The following is a 14,664-nucleotide window of genomic DNA, read 5'->3' as shown; positions in this document are numbered from 1 at the left end:
ATTTATGAGTAATAAGATTTTATTTGGGATTACTGGTAGTGTATCAGCTTTTAAGACTATAAATTTGATAAGACTTTTTATTAAAAGTGGTGTTGAGTGTAGAGCTATAGTCACTAAAGGAGCACAGCAGTTTATAAAGCCTGAACTTTTAGTAGCTTTAGGCTGTAATGTCTACACTGATGAATCTTTGAATATGAGTGAATATAGTCAAAGTATGGCACATATTAATTTATCACGTTGGGCTGATAAGATATTTATAGTTCCGGCTTCAGCAAATACTATTGCAAAATTGGCTCATGGTTTAGCTGATGATTTATTAAGTCAAACAATATTAGCTAATGAGGATAATTCTAAAGTATATATAGCTCCTGCTATGAATGTAAATATGTGGCAAAATCAATTAACTCAGATGAATATTACAAAACTTCAAAATATAGGATTTAATTTGATTGCTCCAGATCAAGGCATTCAAGCTTGTGGAGATATAGGTAGTGGCAGATTACATGAGCCTGAAGTTTTGTTTGAGTTATTGAATATTGCTCAAGATTTCAAAGCTAAAAAAGTAGTGATAACAGTAGGAGCAACTGTAGAAGATATCGATGGTGTTAGATATCTATCAAATTACAGCTCTGGTAAGATGGGTTTTGCATTGGTAAGAGAGTTACTTGTAAGAGGAGCAATTGTTGTAGTATTAAAAGCAAAAACTACAATAAGCTTTAATTTTAATATTAAACATCCTAACTTAGAAATCATTGATACCAAAAGTGCTGATGCAATGAATCAAGCAATGCTCGAGAGAGCTAAAGATAGTGATATTTTTATTGGTTGTGCTGCAGTAGCTGATTATAAGATCAAAAATAAATTTACAAATAAAATTAAAAAAACTGATGAAACTTTAACTTTAGAGTTTATTAAAAATCCTGATGTTTTAGCAAATTGTAAAAAATCATATCCAAGTATTTTTGCTATAGGCTTTGCGGCCGAGTCTGAAAATATAGTTGAATATGCTAGATCTAAGCTTGTCAAAAAAAATCTAAATATGATAGTTGCTAATTCAACCGAAGTATTTGGTAATGATAGTTCAAGTGTAACAATCTTATCTGAAAATAATTTAAAAGAGTATAATAATATATCAAAATCACAAGTTGCAAAATTGATATTAGACTATGCTAAAAGTATCTACTAAAAGAATTAAAATCGCACAAAACTTCCTAAATGTAATTTCATTAGAAAATAATAATATCCAATTAGAACTATTAGACATTGGAGCTACTGTATATTCTCTTAGAACTAGAGATAACAATGGTAAGTTTGAAAATATAGTCTTACAGTATGCAGATATAGAAAATTATTTTAATAATCCATCATATTATGGTGCTAGTATCGGTAGGGTAGCTGGGAGGATCAAAGATGGTGAGTTTATCTTAAATAATAAAAAATATAGTGTTAGTAAAAATGAGAAATCTATTAATACTCTTCATGGAGGTTTTAATAATATCTCTCATCAAAGATTTGATTATAGAGTTAATCAAAATAAAGTTAAATTTAGCCGTATTCAAAAATCATCAGATGATGGTTTTCCAGCAGATGTACAGATTGATATAACTTATGAGTTACAAGATAATTCATTAGTAATCCATTTTGAAGCCATAGCTAATGAAGATACATTACTAAATCTCACAAATCACAATTACTATAATTTATCTGGAGATTTTAAAGCGACTATAGAAAATCACAAATTACAAGTATCTGCAGAGAGAGTAGTAATAACTAATACAAACAGTATACCTAAGCAAATTATAAAAGTTCCTTATGAAATGGATTTTAGTCAAGAATCAGTTATTGCAGATAAATTAGAAACTAATTTTGAATATTTTAGTGGTGGTGGGATAGATCATTGTTATATTGTTGATGGAGCTATTAAATTTACAGATGAGATTAGTGGTCGAAAGCTTGTAGTAACAAGTTCTTATCCAGCTACGCAGATATATACTACTAATTTCCCTGATGGTTTGAAGTTATCAAATGTTTTAAATTCACAGAAATTTCATGCAATATGTTTTGAGCCACAGTTTATACCAGTAATTGGCAAAAACTATGATAATTCAGATATCAAACTCAAGAAAGGGCAGCAATATAAGCAATTTATTAAGCTTGAATTTTAGAAAAAATTAAAGTAATTGATATTATTTCCAATAATAAAGAGCACTATTACCAAGTTCACTTTCTATTTCTAATAAGCGATTATATTTGGCTATACGTTCACTACGGCAAGCTGAACCAGTTTTTAGATGTCCTCCATCCATAGCTACTGCAAAGTCAGCTAAAAAATCATCCTCTGTTTCTCCTGATCTATGTGATATAAAGTAACGCCAGCCATTATCTCGACACATTCTTACAGCCTCTATAGTTTCAGAAACAGTACCTATTTGATTAAGTTTAATTAATGCTGAATTTGCAGTTTTTTCTTTTATACCACGAGAAATATATTCGGTATTTGTAACAAATATATCATCACCAACAACTTCTATATGCTTACCAAGTTCAGCTGTAAAATCTCTAAAACCATCCCAATCAGCTTCCGATAAAGGATCTTCCCATAGGATAATGGGATATTTTTTAACCCATTCTTTAGCTAAAGATATTAGGTCTTGATTAGTTTTTTTACCAATTCCAGACCATTTTAGATCATATTTATCATCAATGTTTGGAGAGAATGAACTTGCTGCTGAATCTATAGCTATTGATATGTCTTTACCTGGTGTATAACCTGCTTTTTTAATAGCTTCGATAATTAGTTCAATAGCGCCTTCATTACTTTCGACATTTGGAGCAAATCCTCCTTCATCACCAACACTAGTTACTAGGTTACGTTCTTTAAGGATACTTTTTAATGTATGAAAAGTCTCTGCTACATAGCGTAAGCCTTCACTAAAGGATTTAGCACCAATAGGTATGGCCATAAACTCTTGGAAATCAACATTATTATCTGAATGCTCGCCACCATTTAGGATATTCATACATGGTACAGGTATTCTTCTAGCTCCAGCACCACCAAGATATTGATATAAAGGTATTTTATGAGATAATGCTGCAGCCCTTGCAACAGCCATTGATACTCCGAGTATTGCATTAGCCCCAAGTTTAGATTTGTTTTTCGTACCATCAAGCTCAATCATTATACGATCTACTTGTGATTGTTTATGAGCATTTATTCCAATCAATGCAGGAGCTATAACTTCACTAACATTTGCAACTGCTTTTAATACACCTTTGCCACCGTAACGTGATTTATCTCCATCACGTAACTCAACAGCTTCATTTTCACCTGTACTAGCTCCCGAAGGTACGGATGCTGTAGCTTGTGTACCATCTTCAAGTTCTATATGAACTCTTACCGTTGGATTACCACGTGAATCTAAAATTTCCATTGCTTTAATAGCTTTTATTTTATCACTCATAACTATTCTCCTCGATTACAGCTATACTAATAATCTCAAATATAAATGCTATAGACTATAGATAATTAATAATATGGATAACATTAGTTTAATTTCTTATGCAACTCTAATGCTTTGTCTCGAGATTTCTTGAGATCTATCACAGGTGTTGGATAATTATCACCTAATTTAACTCCTGCTTCTTGTAATACTAGCTCGCTTGCTTCCCATGGCTTTGCAATTAGCTTATTTGGTAGAAACTTAAGTTCAGGTACATACTTACGAATATATTCATAAGCTTCAAATTTTTCAGCTTGTAGTACAGGATTAAAAATTCTAAAGTAAGGAGCGGCATCTAGACCACAACCAGCAACCCATTGCCAGTTAGCATTATTACTAGCAAAATCAGCATCAAATAAAGTATCAAAAAACCATTTTTCTCCATATTTCCAGTGGATAAGACAGTTTTTGATAAGGAAGCTAGCAACTATCATACGTACACGATTATGCATATAGCCAGTCTGCCAAAGCTCTCTCATGCCCGCATCAACTATTGGAATACCTGTTTGTCCAGTTTGCCATCTTTTAAGAAGAGTAGCATCGTTATCCCATTCAAAACTATCAAACTTTTGGTTGATGTTCTTGTTATGTAATTCAGGATAATAATATATCTGATAATAAGAGAAATCACGCCAAACTAATTCTTTGATAAAGTGCTCTTCATTGTTACCAATATAGTCTAGACTCTGCACGGCATTAAAAATTTGGTTAGGTGATATCTCACCAAAGTGTAAATATGGAGATAATTTAGAAGTTGAGTCTGTACTCATGAAGTCTCTAGCTATTTTGTATTCTTTTACTTTACCATCTAGAAACTCCTCAAGGATTTGATGCGAGGCATCTTCGCCAATTTGCCATTGATCTATTATATTTTGCCAAGAAAGTTTTGGTTCTAGTAGTTTTAAAGAATCTAATTCATCAGCAGTTTCTAGTTTTTTTAGGGAATTAAAACTTGGTTTGACAATATTTGAGCGATATTTTCTAATTTTGATAAGCTCCTTGTAGAACGGAGTGTATACTTTATAATGTGTGCCATCATCTTTTTTACATTGCCATGGTTCGATAAGTAGACTTCCATTAAAACTACTTACATTTATATCTTGCTCTTGCAGAAATTGTTTAATCTGAGTATCTCTATCAATACTGTACTTGTCATAACATCTATTCCAATAAAAATCTGTGATATTATTTTCTTTGACAAGTTTTTTTATGATTTCTAGGGGATTACCACTAAAAAAGTTGAGCTTATTATTTAGAGATTTACTTAGACTGCTCAAAGAGTGATGAAGCCAAAGTTTGCTAGCTCCACCAATCTCTTGATTCTCATCTAGTATAAATATTGTAATTGTCTCATCTGCTTGACTAGCCTGATGTAGCGCAGGATTATCCGCAAGGCGTAAGTCTTGACGAAACCAATGTATAGCTATTTTTTTAGGCATATTTCCTCATTTATAATATTATATAACATTTCGACATGTTCATCAGAGTCATTTAAACATGGAATTAAAACAAACTCTTTACCACCTTTTTCAATAAAGTTTTCTTTTTCAGTGATTGCTAGCTCTTCCAATGTTTCTAGGCAATCGGCACTAAATCCTGGGGCTATAACTACAACTTTTTTATTTTGCTTTGCAAATTCTTCTAGTTTGACAGTTGTATATGGTTCTAACCATTTTTTAGGACCAAAACGAGATTGAAATGATAATTCAAAATCTATATCAGGATATTCATTTTGCAGGTTTTCTTTGACCAAGCGATAAGTTTTGTGACAATGGCAATAGTAGGGATCACCTTTATCAAAATATTCCTTTGGTAAGCCGTGGAAAGAAAATAAAATTATATCCAGATATGAGTCTGTAACTTGAAGATAATTTCTAATTTGTTGACTAATAGTTTGAATATGAAACTTATTATCATAGTAAGGATTTATTGCTTTGATAGCGGGTTGCCATCTTAGCTTTGATAGGACTCTGTATATTTCATCATAAACAGTTGCAGTAGTAGTCGCAGAATACTGAGGATATAGTGGAAATACTATTATCTCAGTTACTCCTTGATCTTGTAAGCTTTTAATCTTACTTTCAATGCTTGGATTGCCATAACGCATCGCACAATCTACTATGTAATTATCGAGTCTTTGATCTAGTTTTTTTGCTAGATTTTCAGTGTATAAGAGCAAGGGCGATTTATTATGCTCTTTATTCCATACGGCTTCATAAGTATGCACATTCTTTTTTGAACGAATTGGTAGAATAATTAAATTTAAGATTAGCTTCCATAATAAAGGATTAGCTTCTATTACTCTACGATCAGACAAAAATTCTCTAAGATATTTTCTAATAGATTTTACATCATAGTTATCTGGAGTACCTAGATTAACTAATAAAATAGCTTTTTTATTATATTTAGTACTGTATTGTTGCATATCTTTTGTGTACACATTTAACCTAAGGATAATTGTAGCAAAATATCTATAGTCTAAAGTTAAATTTTTTTCATATAACTAACTAAAAAAGGTTATAATTAATTTTGGGCTAAAGGCCTTTTAAAGGAGATGTAAACAAATGAAAAAAATAATTTTAATCACTGCAGGTTTGCTGGGTGTTGCGATGAGCTATGCCTATATGCGACCAGCTAATCCATACACAATGTATTATGGTCCAGAAGTTGAGCAAGAGAGAGCACAAGGTGCTGCTTATGTACCACCTGATAGAGAGTTTATTAACTCAAGATATGGTGAGTATATAGACAATAGACAAGTAGAATTTAGTCCTGGTGATGATGCAAATAGACTATTTTGGTCTTATAGTCAGCCGTAATTAATTAGACGATATTGGTTAAGTTTAAATTCAAGGTACTTTGTACGGTCATAGTATAGAATATCAATAACTATAGAGTTCTGTATAGAACCATTTTTTTGTAAGAAATCTAGAGATATGAATACGAAAAGAGCTCGAAAATTAATTAAGAAAAGAAAAAGACTAGAGAATTCTAAATTTTTGGGTTTTGTAGCACATAGACTTACAAATAAAAATCTATGGGTTGCTAATTATAATACTATTGCAAGAGGTGTCTTTATAGGATTTTTTTGGATGATGATTCCATTACCTTTGCAAATGACTCCAGTAATTATTTCAGCTATAATTTTGAGAGCTAATATACCAATAGCAATTTCAACTGTATGGATTAGTAATCCTCTAACATGGGTGCCAATGTATTTGGGTAATTATATATTTGGATGCTTTTTGCTTGGAGAACAGGTAGATATCTCTAACTGGGAAACATTTGGTTCTTATATGCTAAATCATTTACATGAATTTTGGAAACCACTATTTTTAGGTAGTTTTGTTGCTGGTCTTTTAGTGGCGAGTGCTGGATATATAGCAGTCCATGTATTGAGGATTGTTAATCATTTTTGGTTAAGAAGAATTAGATCAAAATAAAAAATCAAAATAAAGATTATTGAAATAAGGTCAATTAGTGGATATCAAATAAGTAATTTAATCTAGCTGTTAATTAGTATATTTAGTATTATTTTACGATATATGAAGTTTTGAATTATTTTTTATAAAATGCAACAATGGCACCAGTTAGAGTTTACACTAAAACCTAAATATTTTGACATAGTCGAGAATTACCTCTTTGATAATGATGCAGGTTCTGTAACAAGAATAGATAAATCCGATGATATAGTCAGCATTACAGTCTTATACGAGAACCATCATAATATAGATAGTATTATTGCTAACATTCAAAAAAAGTTTGAAAACATAATTGAAAGTGAAATAAATTACGAAATAATTAAAGATCAGCAGTGGGAAGCTGCATGGTTATATGATTACGATCCAATATCTATTGGTAAAAATATAGTTGTTTATCCAAATTGGAGGCAACCACCTCAAGATAATGAGCATACTTATATAATAGTTGATCCTAGTATTGCTTTTGGGTGTGGTAATCATGAAACAACTAAAATGTGTCTTGAATGGTTGGAAAAATATGTTTCAAAAGATTCTTTAGTTTTGGATTATGGTTGTGGTACTGGAGTCCTAGCTATTGGGGCTGTTAAGCTAGGAGCAAAGTATGCTGAAGGTATAGATATTGATCCAAACTCAATAGAATCATCTATCAAAAATGCTCAAGAAAATAGCGTAGCTAATAAAACCCACTTTAGTGATAATCCACCTAAACAACAGTTTGACTTAGTAGTGGCCAATATTTTCTCAAATGTGCTTATAAGCTTAGTTGAGAGTATAACTAGTAGTTTAAAGCTTGGTGGAAGATTAGCTCTATCTGGAATCATAGAAAATCAAGTTGATGAAGTTCAACAAGAGTTTAAAAAATACGGCATGAAATTTGATAAACCCAAACAAATGGGACAATGGTTTCTGTTAGATGGTGTGAAAGATGGGCTTTAAAATTGCAGATATAGAAATTGAAAATAATGTTGTACTCGCACCAATGGCAGGCTTTTGTGATAGTGCATTTCGTACTATATGTAAAGAGCATGGCGCAGGGCTGATATATACTGAGATGGTGAGTAACAAAGCTGTAGTGGAGCGAAACTGGGAAACTATGGAAATGCTCTATATGGAAAATATTGAAAAACCACTTGGAATACAGATATTTGGTACAGATATTGATAGTTTTGTTGGCGCAACAAAATATATCGCAGAGAATACAGAATGTGATTTTTTAGATATAAATATGGGTTGTCCTATGCCAAAAGTTGCTAAGAAATTACAAGCTGGAGCAGCACTTCTAAAAGATGTCGATAAAATCCATGAGATACTAACAGCTGTAGTAAAGGCAGTACATAAACCAGTAACTGTAAAAATGCGTATTGGTTGGGATGATGAAAACATCAATGCTATAGAGGTTGCTAAAGCATGTGAGGATGCTGGTGTAAGTGCTATTGCTATCCATGGACGTACGCGTGAACAAATGTATACTGGTAAAGCAAATTGGGATATTATCCGTGATGTCAGAAAAGCTGTAGATACAGTTGTAATTGGTAATGGAGATGTTTTTTGTCCTCATAGTGCTAAGGCTATGATGGAGCATACAGGAGTAGATGCGGTGATGGTAGGGCGGGCATCTCGTGGTAATCCTTGGATTTTTAGGCAAATTGCTGAGTATCTAAATACAGGCGAGCTAATACCGCCACCAACACCAGTTGAGCGTGTTGAAGTATTAGGAGAACATCTAAGAAGACTCATTAAGCTAAAAACTGCCAAAGTAGCTGTTAAAGAAATCCGAACTCATGCAAGTTTTTATCTTGCTGATTTACCTGGTTCAAAAGAGTTTCGCATGAAGTTAAATCAATTGGAGCATGAACGAGAGATTTTTAGAGTTTTAGAAGAATATAGCAATAGTTTTTAACAGGATTAGATATACAAGGGCAGATATAGAATCTACCCCTACAATCCAAATTATAGAAATGTAAATAAATGTAGGAGCTGACCTGTTTGTCAACCCAATATAAAATATGAGCTAATTGAAGAAAAGGGTACTTATTTTAGAATTTTTAACCATTATTTAGCATTAAGAAATCTACTACTTTTTCTTTAGTTTTGTTGGTAAACCTTTATGTATTTTAATCTTATTTTTCAGATCAAAAAACTTTCTACCATTTAGATGATTTGTAGTATTTAGTACAGATAAATTTGCAAGATTTTTATAGTAAATAGATGGTCTAAATTTGAACACAAACTTGTATAAGCAGCCCTAAGCTTATAATGAGTATATGTGGCTTCACTTTGTCTCATAATTAACAGTCATTTCATTTAAGAAGTTTTCATACTTGCTATGCCAGTTTAGTAGTTTATTTTAAAATCTAGTTTCTATTGTTTTAGTAAGCCTATTGAATATTTTTTGTAATTCAATGCTAGCTTCTAATCTAGTTTTTTAGAGGCAGTTGTAAATAAACATTCATTCTATAGTACTTATAGCTATATTTTAGGCACCATTTTTTTCAATTAGCTCGAGTATGAGTATTCTTTCCATATGGTGGTAGCAAACAATGAAAGCGCTTAAGAAATTATACGTACAAAAGCTAGTTATGAGTAATTTTTAGTGGAATCTTTTAGTATGATTTATAGTAGGGTAGAAACAAAAAAAAGCCCGCTACAAAGTAGACGAGCTCTATGTTTATGGCGGAGAAAGAGGGATTCGAACCCCCGGACCTGTTACAGTCAACGGTTTTCAAGACCGCCGCTTTCGACCACTCAGCCATTTCTCCGAACTGATGGAATATATTATACAATTATTTGTCTGCATTGCAAGGTGATTTTTGACAAAAATACTAAGATATTTGAAGATTTATATAGTAACTTTTAGAAAAGATAATATATTATCGATAATATACTTATATTTAGAGGTCAGATGATGATAGATTTCTTAGCAAAAAATCAAAATTGGGCAAAAGTAGCTCCATGGGCTGGTATATTATTCACTGTATTATTATTTGCTAATTTTTCTGTATATGATCCACATTTTTGGGGATTAATTAATATTCCAATGTATTTGTTTCATCAGACAGAAGAGCACTATGTACCAGGTGGTTTTAAAGATTTTATGAATCGCACTGTTATGGGGCTGCCGCAAGGTCAGGAAAAACTTACAGACATTAAGATATTTTGGATAAATATACTTATGGTGTGGTTAGCATTTGCTGTTTTTGGCACTTTGAGCTTTATCAATCTTGGTTTTGGATTATTGATTATAATTTTTAGTATTATAAATTGTTTAACACATATTGCAGAAGGTATTAAGCGTAAGAGTTGGAATCCTGGATTAGTAATGGCTAGCTTACAGCTTGTAATATCTATATTTGCAGCTTATTATCTAACAGTACATGGTTTGGACAATCCTATAGCTTGGTGGATAGGGACAATAATTTTTTCAATCTTTGCACATATATTATTATTTAAACTTGTTATGACTAAAGATTAGTCATAAATTTTATATTTATAATAGACATTCTTGATACATCACATTATTATCTTGCTTAAAATTTGTTTAGTTAATCTAATAAAAGAGGCTTAAAGATGTCAGATACTAGATATCAAATTACTAAAAAAGTTACTCTAGTAGGTATGTTTATAAATGCATTACTTGCTATTTCAAAGACATTTATTGGAATCATAGGGCGATCGCCAGCGTTATTTGCTGATGGAATACACTCATTTTCAGATCTTTTGAGTGATGCTATGGTTTTATTTGCTGCTAAGTATGCTAATAAGGGTGAGGATCATAATCATCCTTATGGACATGAAAGATTAGAAACCTTAGCAACTTTAGTATTATCTGGTTTGCTTATATCTATAGGTTTTATGATTGTTTATCACTCATTAGCTACATTGATTGTAGGTGAGTATGAAACTCCAGATAGATTTACTGTGTATGCAGCAATTTTCTCTATATTAGGTAATGAGTTTATTTATCAATACACTATGAGAGCCGCAAATAAGATTGATTCTGATATGCTAAGAGCGAATGCTTGGCATAGTCGTTCAGATATGTGGTCTTCAGTAGTAGTATTAGTTGGTTTAATAGGCGCTTTTGTAGGTTTCCCATGGATGGATGCTATCGCCGCCTTAGTAGTCTGCTATATGATCGTTAAGATGGGAGTCAAGTGGGGTTACTCTGCTGTTGCTGAACTTATCGATGAAGGTGTTGATGCTGAAACACGTAAAAGTATCAAAGAAATAATTACTAATTCAGAAGGAGTGCAAGACTTTCATTTTTTAAGAACTAGAAAAATGGCTGGTAAAATTGTACTAGATGTTCATATTTTAGTTGATAAGTATAGTACAGCTTCTGAGGGGCATTATATCGCTGAGATTGTTAAGAGTAATATTTATCATAATATCGAAAATATCAAGGATATTACAGTACATGTAGATGTTACAAATCATGAAGACGGTGTTATTAAGCTTGAAAATTTTGAACCTTCTCGCATAGAGATATTATCTAAAATAAAAGAGATATTTGCTCAAAATAATATTGATGAAAGTAATATTTTAGATAAAAAGATGTCTATATATTATTTTGAAAATGAAATCTTAGTAGATCTATATGTCAAAAGATCAAATGATCTAAAAAGATTGTCTAAAATGTTGAGCAACCTCTCTGTAAATGGTTATAATACTAATGTAAGCTTATATTGTCATCTAGCTGATAGCTGATAGCTGATAGCTGATAGCTGATAGCTGATAGCTGATATCTGATATCAAGGAGATTAAATGAAAATCAAAAAAGCAGTCTTTCCAGTTGCTGGTTGGGGAACTAGATTTTTGCCAGCAACTAAATCATGTCCTAAAGAGATGTTAACTGTTGTAGACAAGCCATTGATTCAATATGCTGTTGAGGAAGCTATCGAAGCAGGCTGTAAGGAAATTATTTTTGTTACAAGTTCTAACAAAAAATCTCTTGAAGATCATTTTGATAGAAATTTTGAATTAGAGTATTCGTTAGAGAAAAAGCAAAAGTATGAACTATTAGATTTAGTCAAAAACATAATTCCGAAAGATGTAAGCTTTTTCTTCGTTCGTCAGCCAGAAGCCCTAGGCTTAGGCCATGCTGTGCTATGTGCAAAACCTCTTGTTGGAATTGAAGACTTTGCGGTGATATTGCCGGATGATTTAATCTATAATCATGATTGTGGTACTGGTACCCTTAAGCAAATGGTGAAAGCTGTAGAAGGTACTGATATCAGAGGGTGTATAGCTACTCAACAAGTCAAAAAGGAAGAGACTAGCTCTTATGGTATCGTAGCTAAAGATAGTGAGAATCTTATCAAAGCAATAGTTGAGAAACCAGCTCCAGAAAAAGCACCATCAACTAATGCTGTTGTGGGTAGATATCTATTGCCTAACAAAATTTTCAGATGTTTAGAATCAACTTCAGAAGGTGCAGGCGGAGAGATTCAACTAACTGATGCAATCGCTAAACTACTCGATCAAGAAGAGAAAATTCTATCTTATGAGTTTAAAGGTACTCGTTATGACTGTGGTAGTAAGCTTGGATTTTTAATCGCTAACTATGAAATAGCTCTACAGCACAAAGAGTTAGGTAGTAAATTCAAAGAATATCTTCAAAGTAGATAATTATTTATCAATATTTGATAAATATTGTTAAATATTGATAGGGTAAACATAGTCAAAAATTCTAATAAATATGCTAATATGATTTTAATTGTGTTTTAAAATTAATAGATATGTCATATTCAAATTTTCAAGTTTCAGAAGAGTTTATAGCTCAAGCTAATGTTAATGCCGAGCAATATGAAGCTATGTATAAAGAATCAATAGAAAATCCAGAAGCATTTTGGTCGAAGCAGGCTAATTATATTAGCTGGCATAAACCTTTTGATAAGGCTTTTGCAAGTAGCTTTGATCCTGTAGATATTCAATGGTTCAAAGGTGGTGAGCTAAATGTTTGTTATAACTGTGTTGACAGGCATTTAGTAGACAAGGCGAACAAGGTTGCTTTTGTATGGCAAGCAGATGACCCATATCACACTAAGAATATTACGTACAGAGATCTCTATCACAGAGTATGTGAGATGGCTAATATACTTGAGGCAAATGGTGTCAAAAAAGGAGATGTCGTAACTATATATATGCCAATGATACCAGAGGCAATATATGCGATGCTTGCTTGTGCACGTATAGGAGCTATGCACTCAGTTGTATTTGGAGGTTTCTCAGCAGAAGCACTTAAGCAGAGAATTATAAATGCAAATAGTAAATTTGTAATTACAGCAGATGAAAGTATTAGATCAGGTAAGAGAATACCTCTTAAAAAAAGTGTAGATAGAGCAATCTCTGGTTTAGACTTCGTTAGAAATGTCCTAGTTGTGAGTAGAACTAAGACAAAAGATATGGTTTGGAACGATATAGATCTTTGTTATGAAAAAGAGTGTGCTAAGGTCTCTGATGAACATAAGATAGAATTCTTTGATGCAGAAACTCCATTGTTTATGCTATATACTTCAGGCTCAACGGGTACTCCAAAAGGTCTTGTTCATACTTCAGGAGGCTATCTTATTTACGCAAGTATGACTCATAAATTAGCTTTTGATCTAAAAGATGATGATGTATATTGGTGTACCGCTGATATTGGTTGGATTACTGGGCATAGTTATGCTGTTTATGGTCCGCTTGCTAATGGTTGTACCTCTCTAATCTTTGAAGGTGTTCCAACATACCCAGATGCTTCTAGAATGTGGAAAGAAGTTGATAGACATAATGTGAAATCCCTATATACAGCCCCAACTTTGATCAGATTATTAATCAAAGCTGGAGATCAGTACCTTAAAGATTCAGATAGAACTTCATTAAGAGTATTAGGATCTGTTGGAGAACCTATTAATCCAGAAGCATGGAACTGGTTTGTAGAGAAGGGCGCGAATAATCAAGCACCTCTTGTTGATACTTGGTGGCAAACTGAAACTGGTGGACATATGATTCTGCCATTACCAGGTGCTCATAAACTAAAACCAGGATCGGCATCTAAACCTTTCTTTGGTGTTGACGTAGCTTTATTAGATACTGATGGTAAAGAGATTGAGGGAGTTGGCAAAGGAGCTCTATGTATTAGAACTGCGACTCCTGGTATGGCTAGAACTATTTATGGTGACCATGATAGATATATTCAAACATACTTTAGCAGTTTCAACGGTTTTTATTTCTCAGGTGATGCAGCCAGAAGAGATGAAGATGGTTATATATGGATAGAAGGTCGTATGGATGATGTTATTAATGTATCAGGCCATAGAATGGCAACTGCTGAAATAGAAGCTGTGTTGAATACTCATTCTAGCGTTGCAGAATCAGCTGTAGTTGGTATGCCTCATGATATTAAAGGTGAAGCGATTTATGTCTATTGCATACTAAAAGATGGTCATGATGGCAAAGGTGCTGGAGATGAATATCTTGATAGTATCAGAAAAACATTAGTATCTTATATTAGACAAGAGATTGGTCCAGTAGCAAGTCCAGATGTGATTCAGTTTACTCCAGATTTACCAAAAACTCGTTCTGGTAAAATTATGAGAAGAATTTTGAGAAAAATAGCTGCAAATGATTTTGATAATTTAGGTGACACATCTACACTTTTAGATCCGAGTATAGTAGAGTATCTGATAAAAAACAGGTAG

General features: G+C 32.6%; 13 protein-coding genes and 1 tRNA gene. 10 read left to right on the top strand and 4 right to left on the bottom strand.

Annotated features, from left to right (window positions below):
• Positions 1 to 4 precede the first annotated feature (4 nt).
• Positions 5 to 1,186 carry a bifunctional phosphopantothenoylcysteine decarboxylase/phosphopantothenate--cysteine ligase CoaBC gene (coaBC, locus tag FTPG_RS07765; protein ID WP_004287889.1) on the top strand — a complete coding sequence of 394 codons (1,182 nt, stop codon included), beginning with the start codon at positions 5 to 7 and terminating at the stop codon, positions 1,184 to 1,186.
• A complete protein-coding gene (locus FTPG_RS07760) occupies positions 1,167 to 2,165 on the top strand; it encodes an aldose epimerase family protein (RefSeq protein WP_004287888.1) in 999 nt (332 codons plus the stop codon). The genes coaBC and FTPG_RS07760 overlap by 20 nt, the downstream gene beginning before the upstream one ends.
• A gap of 21 nt (positions 2,166 to 2,186) precedes the next feature.
• Here the strand turns inward: FTPG_RS07760 and eno are convergent, their stop codons facing one another.
• From eno to hemH, 3 genes are all read right to left on the bottom strand, one after another.
• Complete coding sequence (gene eno / locus FTPG_RS07755; protein WP_004287887.1) at positions 2,187 to 3,461, bottom strand: phosphopyruvate hydratase; 1,275 nt, start codon at positions 3,459 to 3,461, stop codon at positions 2,187 to 2,189.
• Between the two features lie 83 nt (positions 3,462 to 3,544).
• A complete protein-coding gene (locus tag FTPG_RS07750; protein ID WP_004287886.1) occupies positions 3,545 to 4,939 on the bottom strand; it encodes a cryptochrome/photolyase family protein in 1,395 nt (464 codons plus the stop codon).
• The gene (gene hemH, locus FTPG_RS07745) at positions 4,924 to 5,925 is read right to left on the bottom strand and encodes a ferrochelatase (RefSeq protein ID WP_004287885.1); all 1,002 of its coding nucleotides are present in this window, start codon (positions 5,923 to 5,925) and stop codon (positions 4,924 to 4,926) included. Before hemH ends, FTPG_RS07750 begins: the two co-directional genes overlap by 16 nt.
• Before the next feature lie 139 nt (positions 5,926 to 6,064).
• On the opposite strand from hemH, the gene FTPG_RS07740 reads away from it, so the two are divergent.
• The 4 genes from FTPG_RS07740 to dusB all read left to right on the top strand — a co-directional run bounded on the left by FTPG_RS07740 (position 6,065) and on the right by dusB (position 8,882).
• Positions 6,065 to 6,319, top strand: coding sequence for a hypothetical protein (locus tag FTPG_RS07740; protein ID WP_004287884.1), 255 nt, complete (start codon positions 6,065 to 6,067; stop codon positions 6,317 to 6,319).
• Positions 6,320 to 6,436: 117 nt separating this feature from the next.
• Positions 6,437 to 6,943, top strand: a complete 507-nt coding sequence (locus tag FTPG_RS07735) for a DUF2062 domain-containing protein (RefSeq protein WP_004287883.1) — start codon at positions 6,437 to 6,439, stop codon at positions 6,941 to 6,943.
• A gap of 129 nt (positions 6,944 to 7,072) precedes the next feature.
• Positions 7,073 to 7,918 (top strand): 50S ribosomal protein L11 methyltransferase, encoded by an 846-nt coding sequence (prmA, locus tag FTPG_RS07730; protein ID WP_004287882.1) that lies wholly within the window; start codon positions 7,073 to 7,075, stop codon positions 7,916 to 7,918.
• The gene (gene dusB, locus FTPG_RS07725; protein ID WP_004287881.1) at positions 7,908 to 8,882 is read left to right on the top strand and encodes a tRNA dihydrouridine synthase DusB; all 975 of its coding nucleotides are present in this window, start codon (positions 7,908 to 7,910) and stop codon (positions 8,880 to 8,882) included. Before prmA ends, dusB begins: the two co-directional genes overlap by 11 nt.
• Positions 8,883 to 9,653: 771 nt before the next feature.
• Here dusB and FTPG_RS07720 read toward each other — a convergent pair.
• Positions 9,654 to 9,741, bottom strand: a tRNA-Ser gene (locus FTPG_RS07720).
• 143 nt (positions 9,742 to 9,884) lie between these two features.
• On the opposite strand from FTPG_RS07720, the gene FTPG_RS07715 reads away from it, so the two are divergent.
• The 4 genes from FTPG_RS07715 (at position 9,885) to acs (ending at position 14,664) form a co-directional block, all read left to right on the top strand.
• The gene (locus FTPG_RS07715; protein ID WP_144402367.1) at positions 9,885 to 10,454 is read left to right on the top strand and encodes an HXXEE domain-containing protein; all 570 of its coding nucleotides are present in this window, start codon (positions 9,885 to 9,887) and stop codon (positions 10,452 to 10,454) included.
• A 95-nt stretch (positions 10,455 to 10,549) separates the two neighbouring features.
• On the top strand, positions 10,550 to 11,689 hold the full coding sequence (locus FTPG_RS07710; RefSeq protein ID WP_004287878.1) for a cation diffusion facilitator family transporter: 1,140 nt from the start codon (positions 10,550 to 10,552) through the stop codon (positions 11,687 to 11,689).
• 57 nt (positions 11,690 to 11,746) lie between these two features.
• On the top strand, positions 11,747 to 12,610 hold the full coding sequence (gene galU, locus FTPG_RS07705; RefSeq protein ID WP_004287877.1) for a UTP--glucose-1-phosphate uridylyltransferase GalU: 864 nt from the start codon (positions 11,747 to 11,749) through the stop codon (positions 12,608 to 12,610).
• Positions 12,611 to 12,720: 110 nt separating this feature from the next.
• Entirely contained in the window at positions 12,721 to 14,664 is a 1,944-nt protein-coding gene (gene acs / locus FTPG_RS07700; RefSeq protein WP_004287876.1) for an acetate--CoA ligase, read from the top strand.

Source organism: Francisella philomiragia subsp. philomiragia ATCC 25015 (genome assembly GCF_000156715.1).
Classification (GTDB): Bacteria; Pseudomonadota; Gammaproteobacteria; order Francisellales; family Francisellaceae; genus Francisella; species Francisella philomiragia.
This window is presented reverse-complemented; position numbering and strand designations above follow the sequence as displayed.

Coding starts and splice junctions, on each gene's coding strand:
- coaBC (WP_004287889.1), top strand. CDS start 5: ATGAGTAATAAGATTTTATTTGGGATTACTGGTAGTGTATCAGCTTTT.
- FTPG_RS07760 (WP_004287888.1), top strand. CDS start 1,167: ATGCTAAAAGTATCTACTAAAAGAATTAAAATCGCACAAAACTTCCTA.
- eno (WP_004287887.1), bottom strand. CDS start 3,461: ATGAGTGATAAAATAAAAGCTATTAAAGCAATGGAAATTTTAGATTCA.
- FTPG_RS07750 (WP_004287886.1), bottom strand. CDS start 4,939: ATGCCTAAAAAAATAGCTATACATTGGTTTCGTCAAGACTTACGCCTT.
- hemH (WP_004287885.1), bottom strand. CDS start 5,925: ATGCAACAATACAGTACTAAATATAATAAAAAAGCTATTTTATTAGTT.
- FTPG_RS07740 (WP_004287884.1), top strand. CDS start 6,065: ATGAAAAAAATAATTTTAATCACTGCAGGTTTGCTGGGTGTTGCGATG.
- FTPG_RS07735 (WP_004287883.1), top strand. CDS start 6,437: ATGAATACGAAAAGAGCTCGAAAATTAATTAAGAAAAGAAAAAGACTA.
- prmA (WP_004287882.1), top strand. CDS start 7,073: ATGCAACAATGGCACCAGTTAGAGTTTACACTAAAACCTAAATATTTT.
- dusB (WP_004287881.1), top strand. CDS start 7,908: ATGGGCTTTAAAATTGCAGATATAGAAATTGAAAATAATGTTGTACTC.
- FTPG_RS07715 (WP_144402367.1), top strand. CDS start 9,885: ATGATGATAGATTTCTTAGCAAAAAATCAAAATTGGGCAAAAGTAGCT.
- FTPG_RS07710 (WP_004287878.1), top strand. CDS start 10,550: ATGTCAGATACTAGATATCAAATTACTAAAAAAGTTACTCTAGTAGGT.
- galU (WP_004287877.1), top strand. CDS start 11,747: ATGAAAATCAAAAAAGCAGTCTTTCCAGTTGCTGGTTGGGGAACTAGA.
- acs (WP_004287876.1), top strand. CDS start 12,721: ATGTCATATTCAAATTTTCAAGTTTCAGAAGAGTTTATAGCTCAAGCT.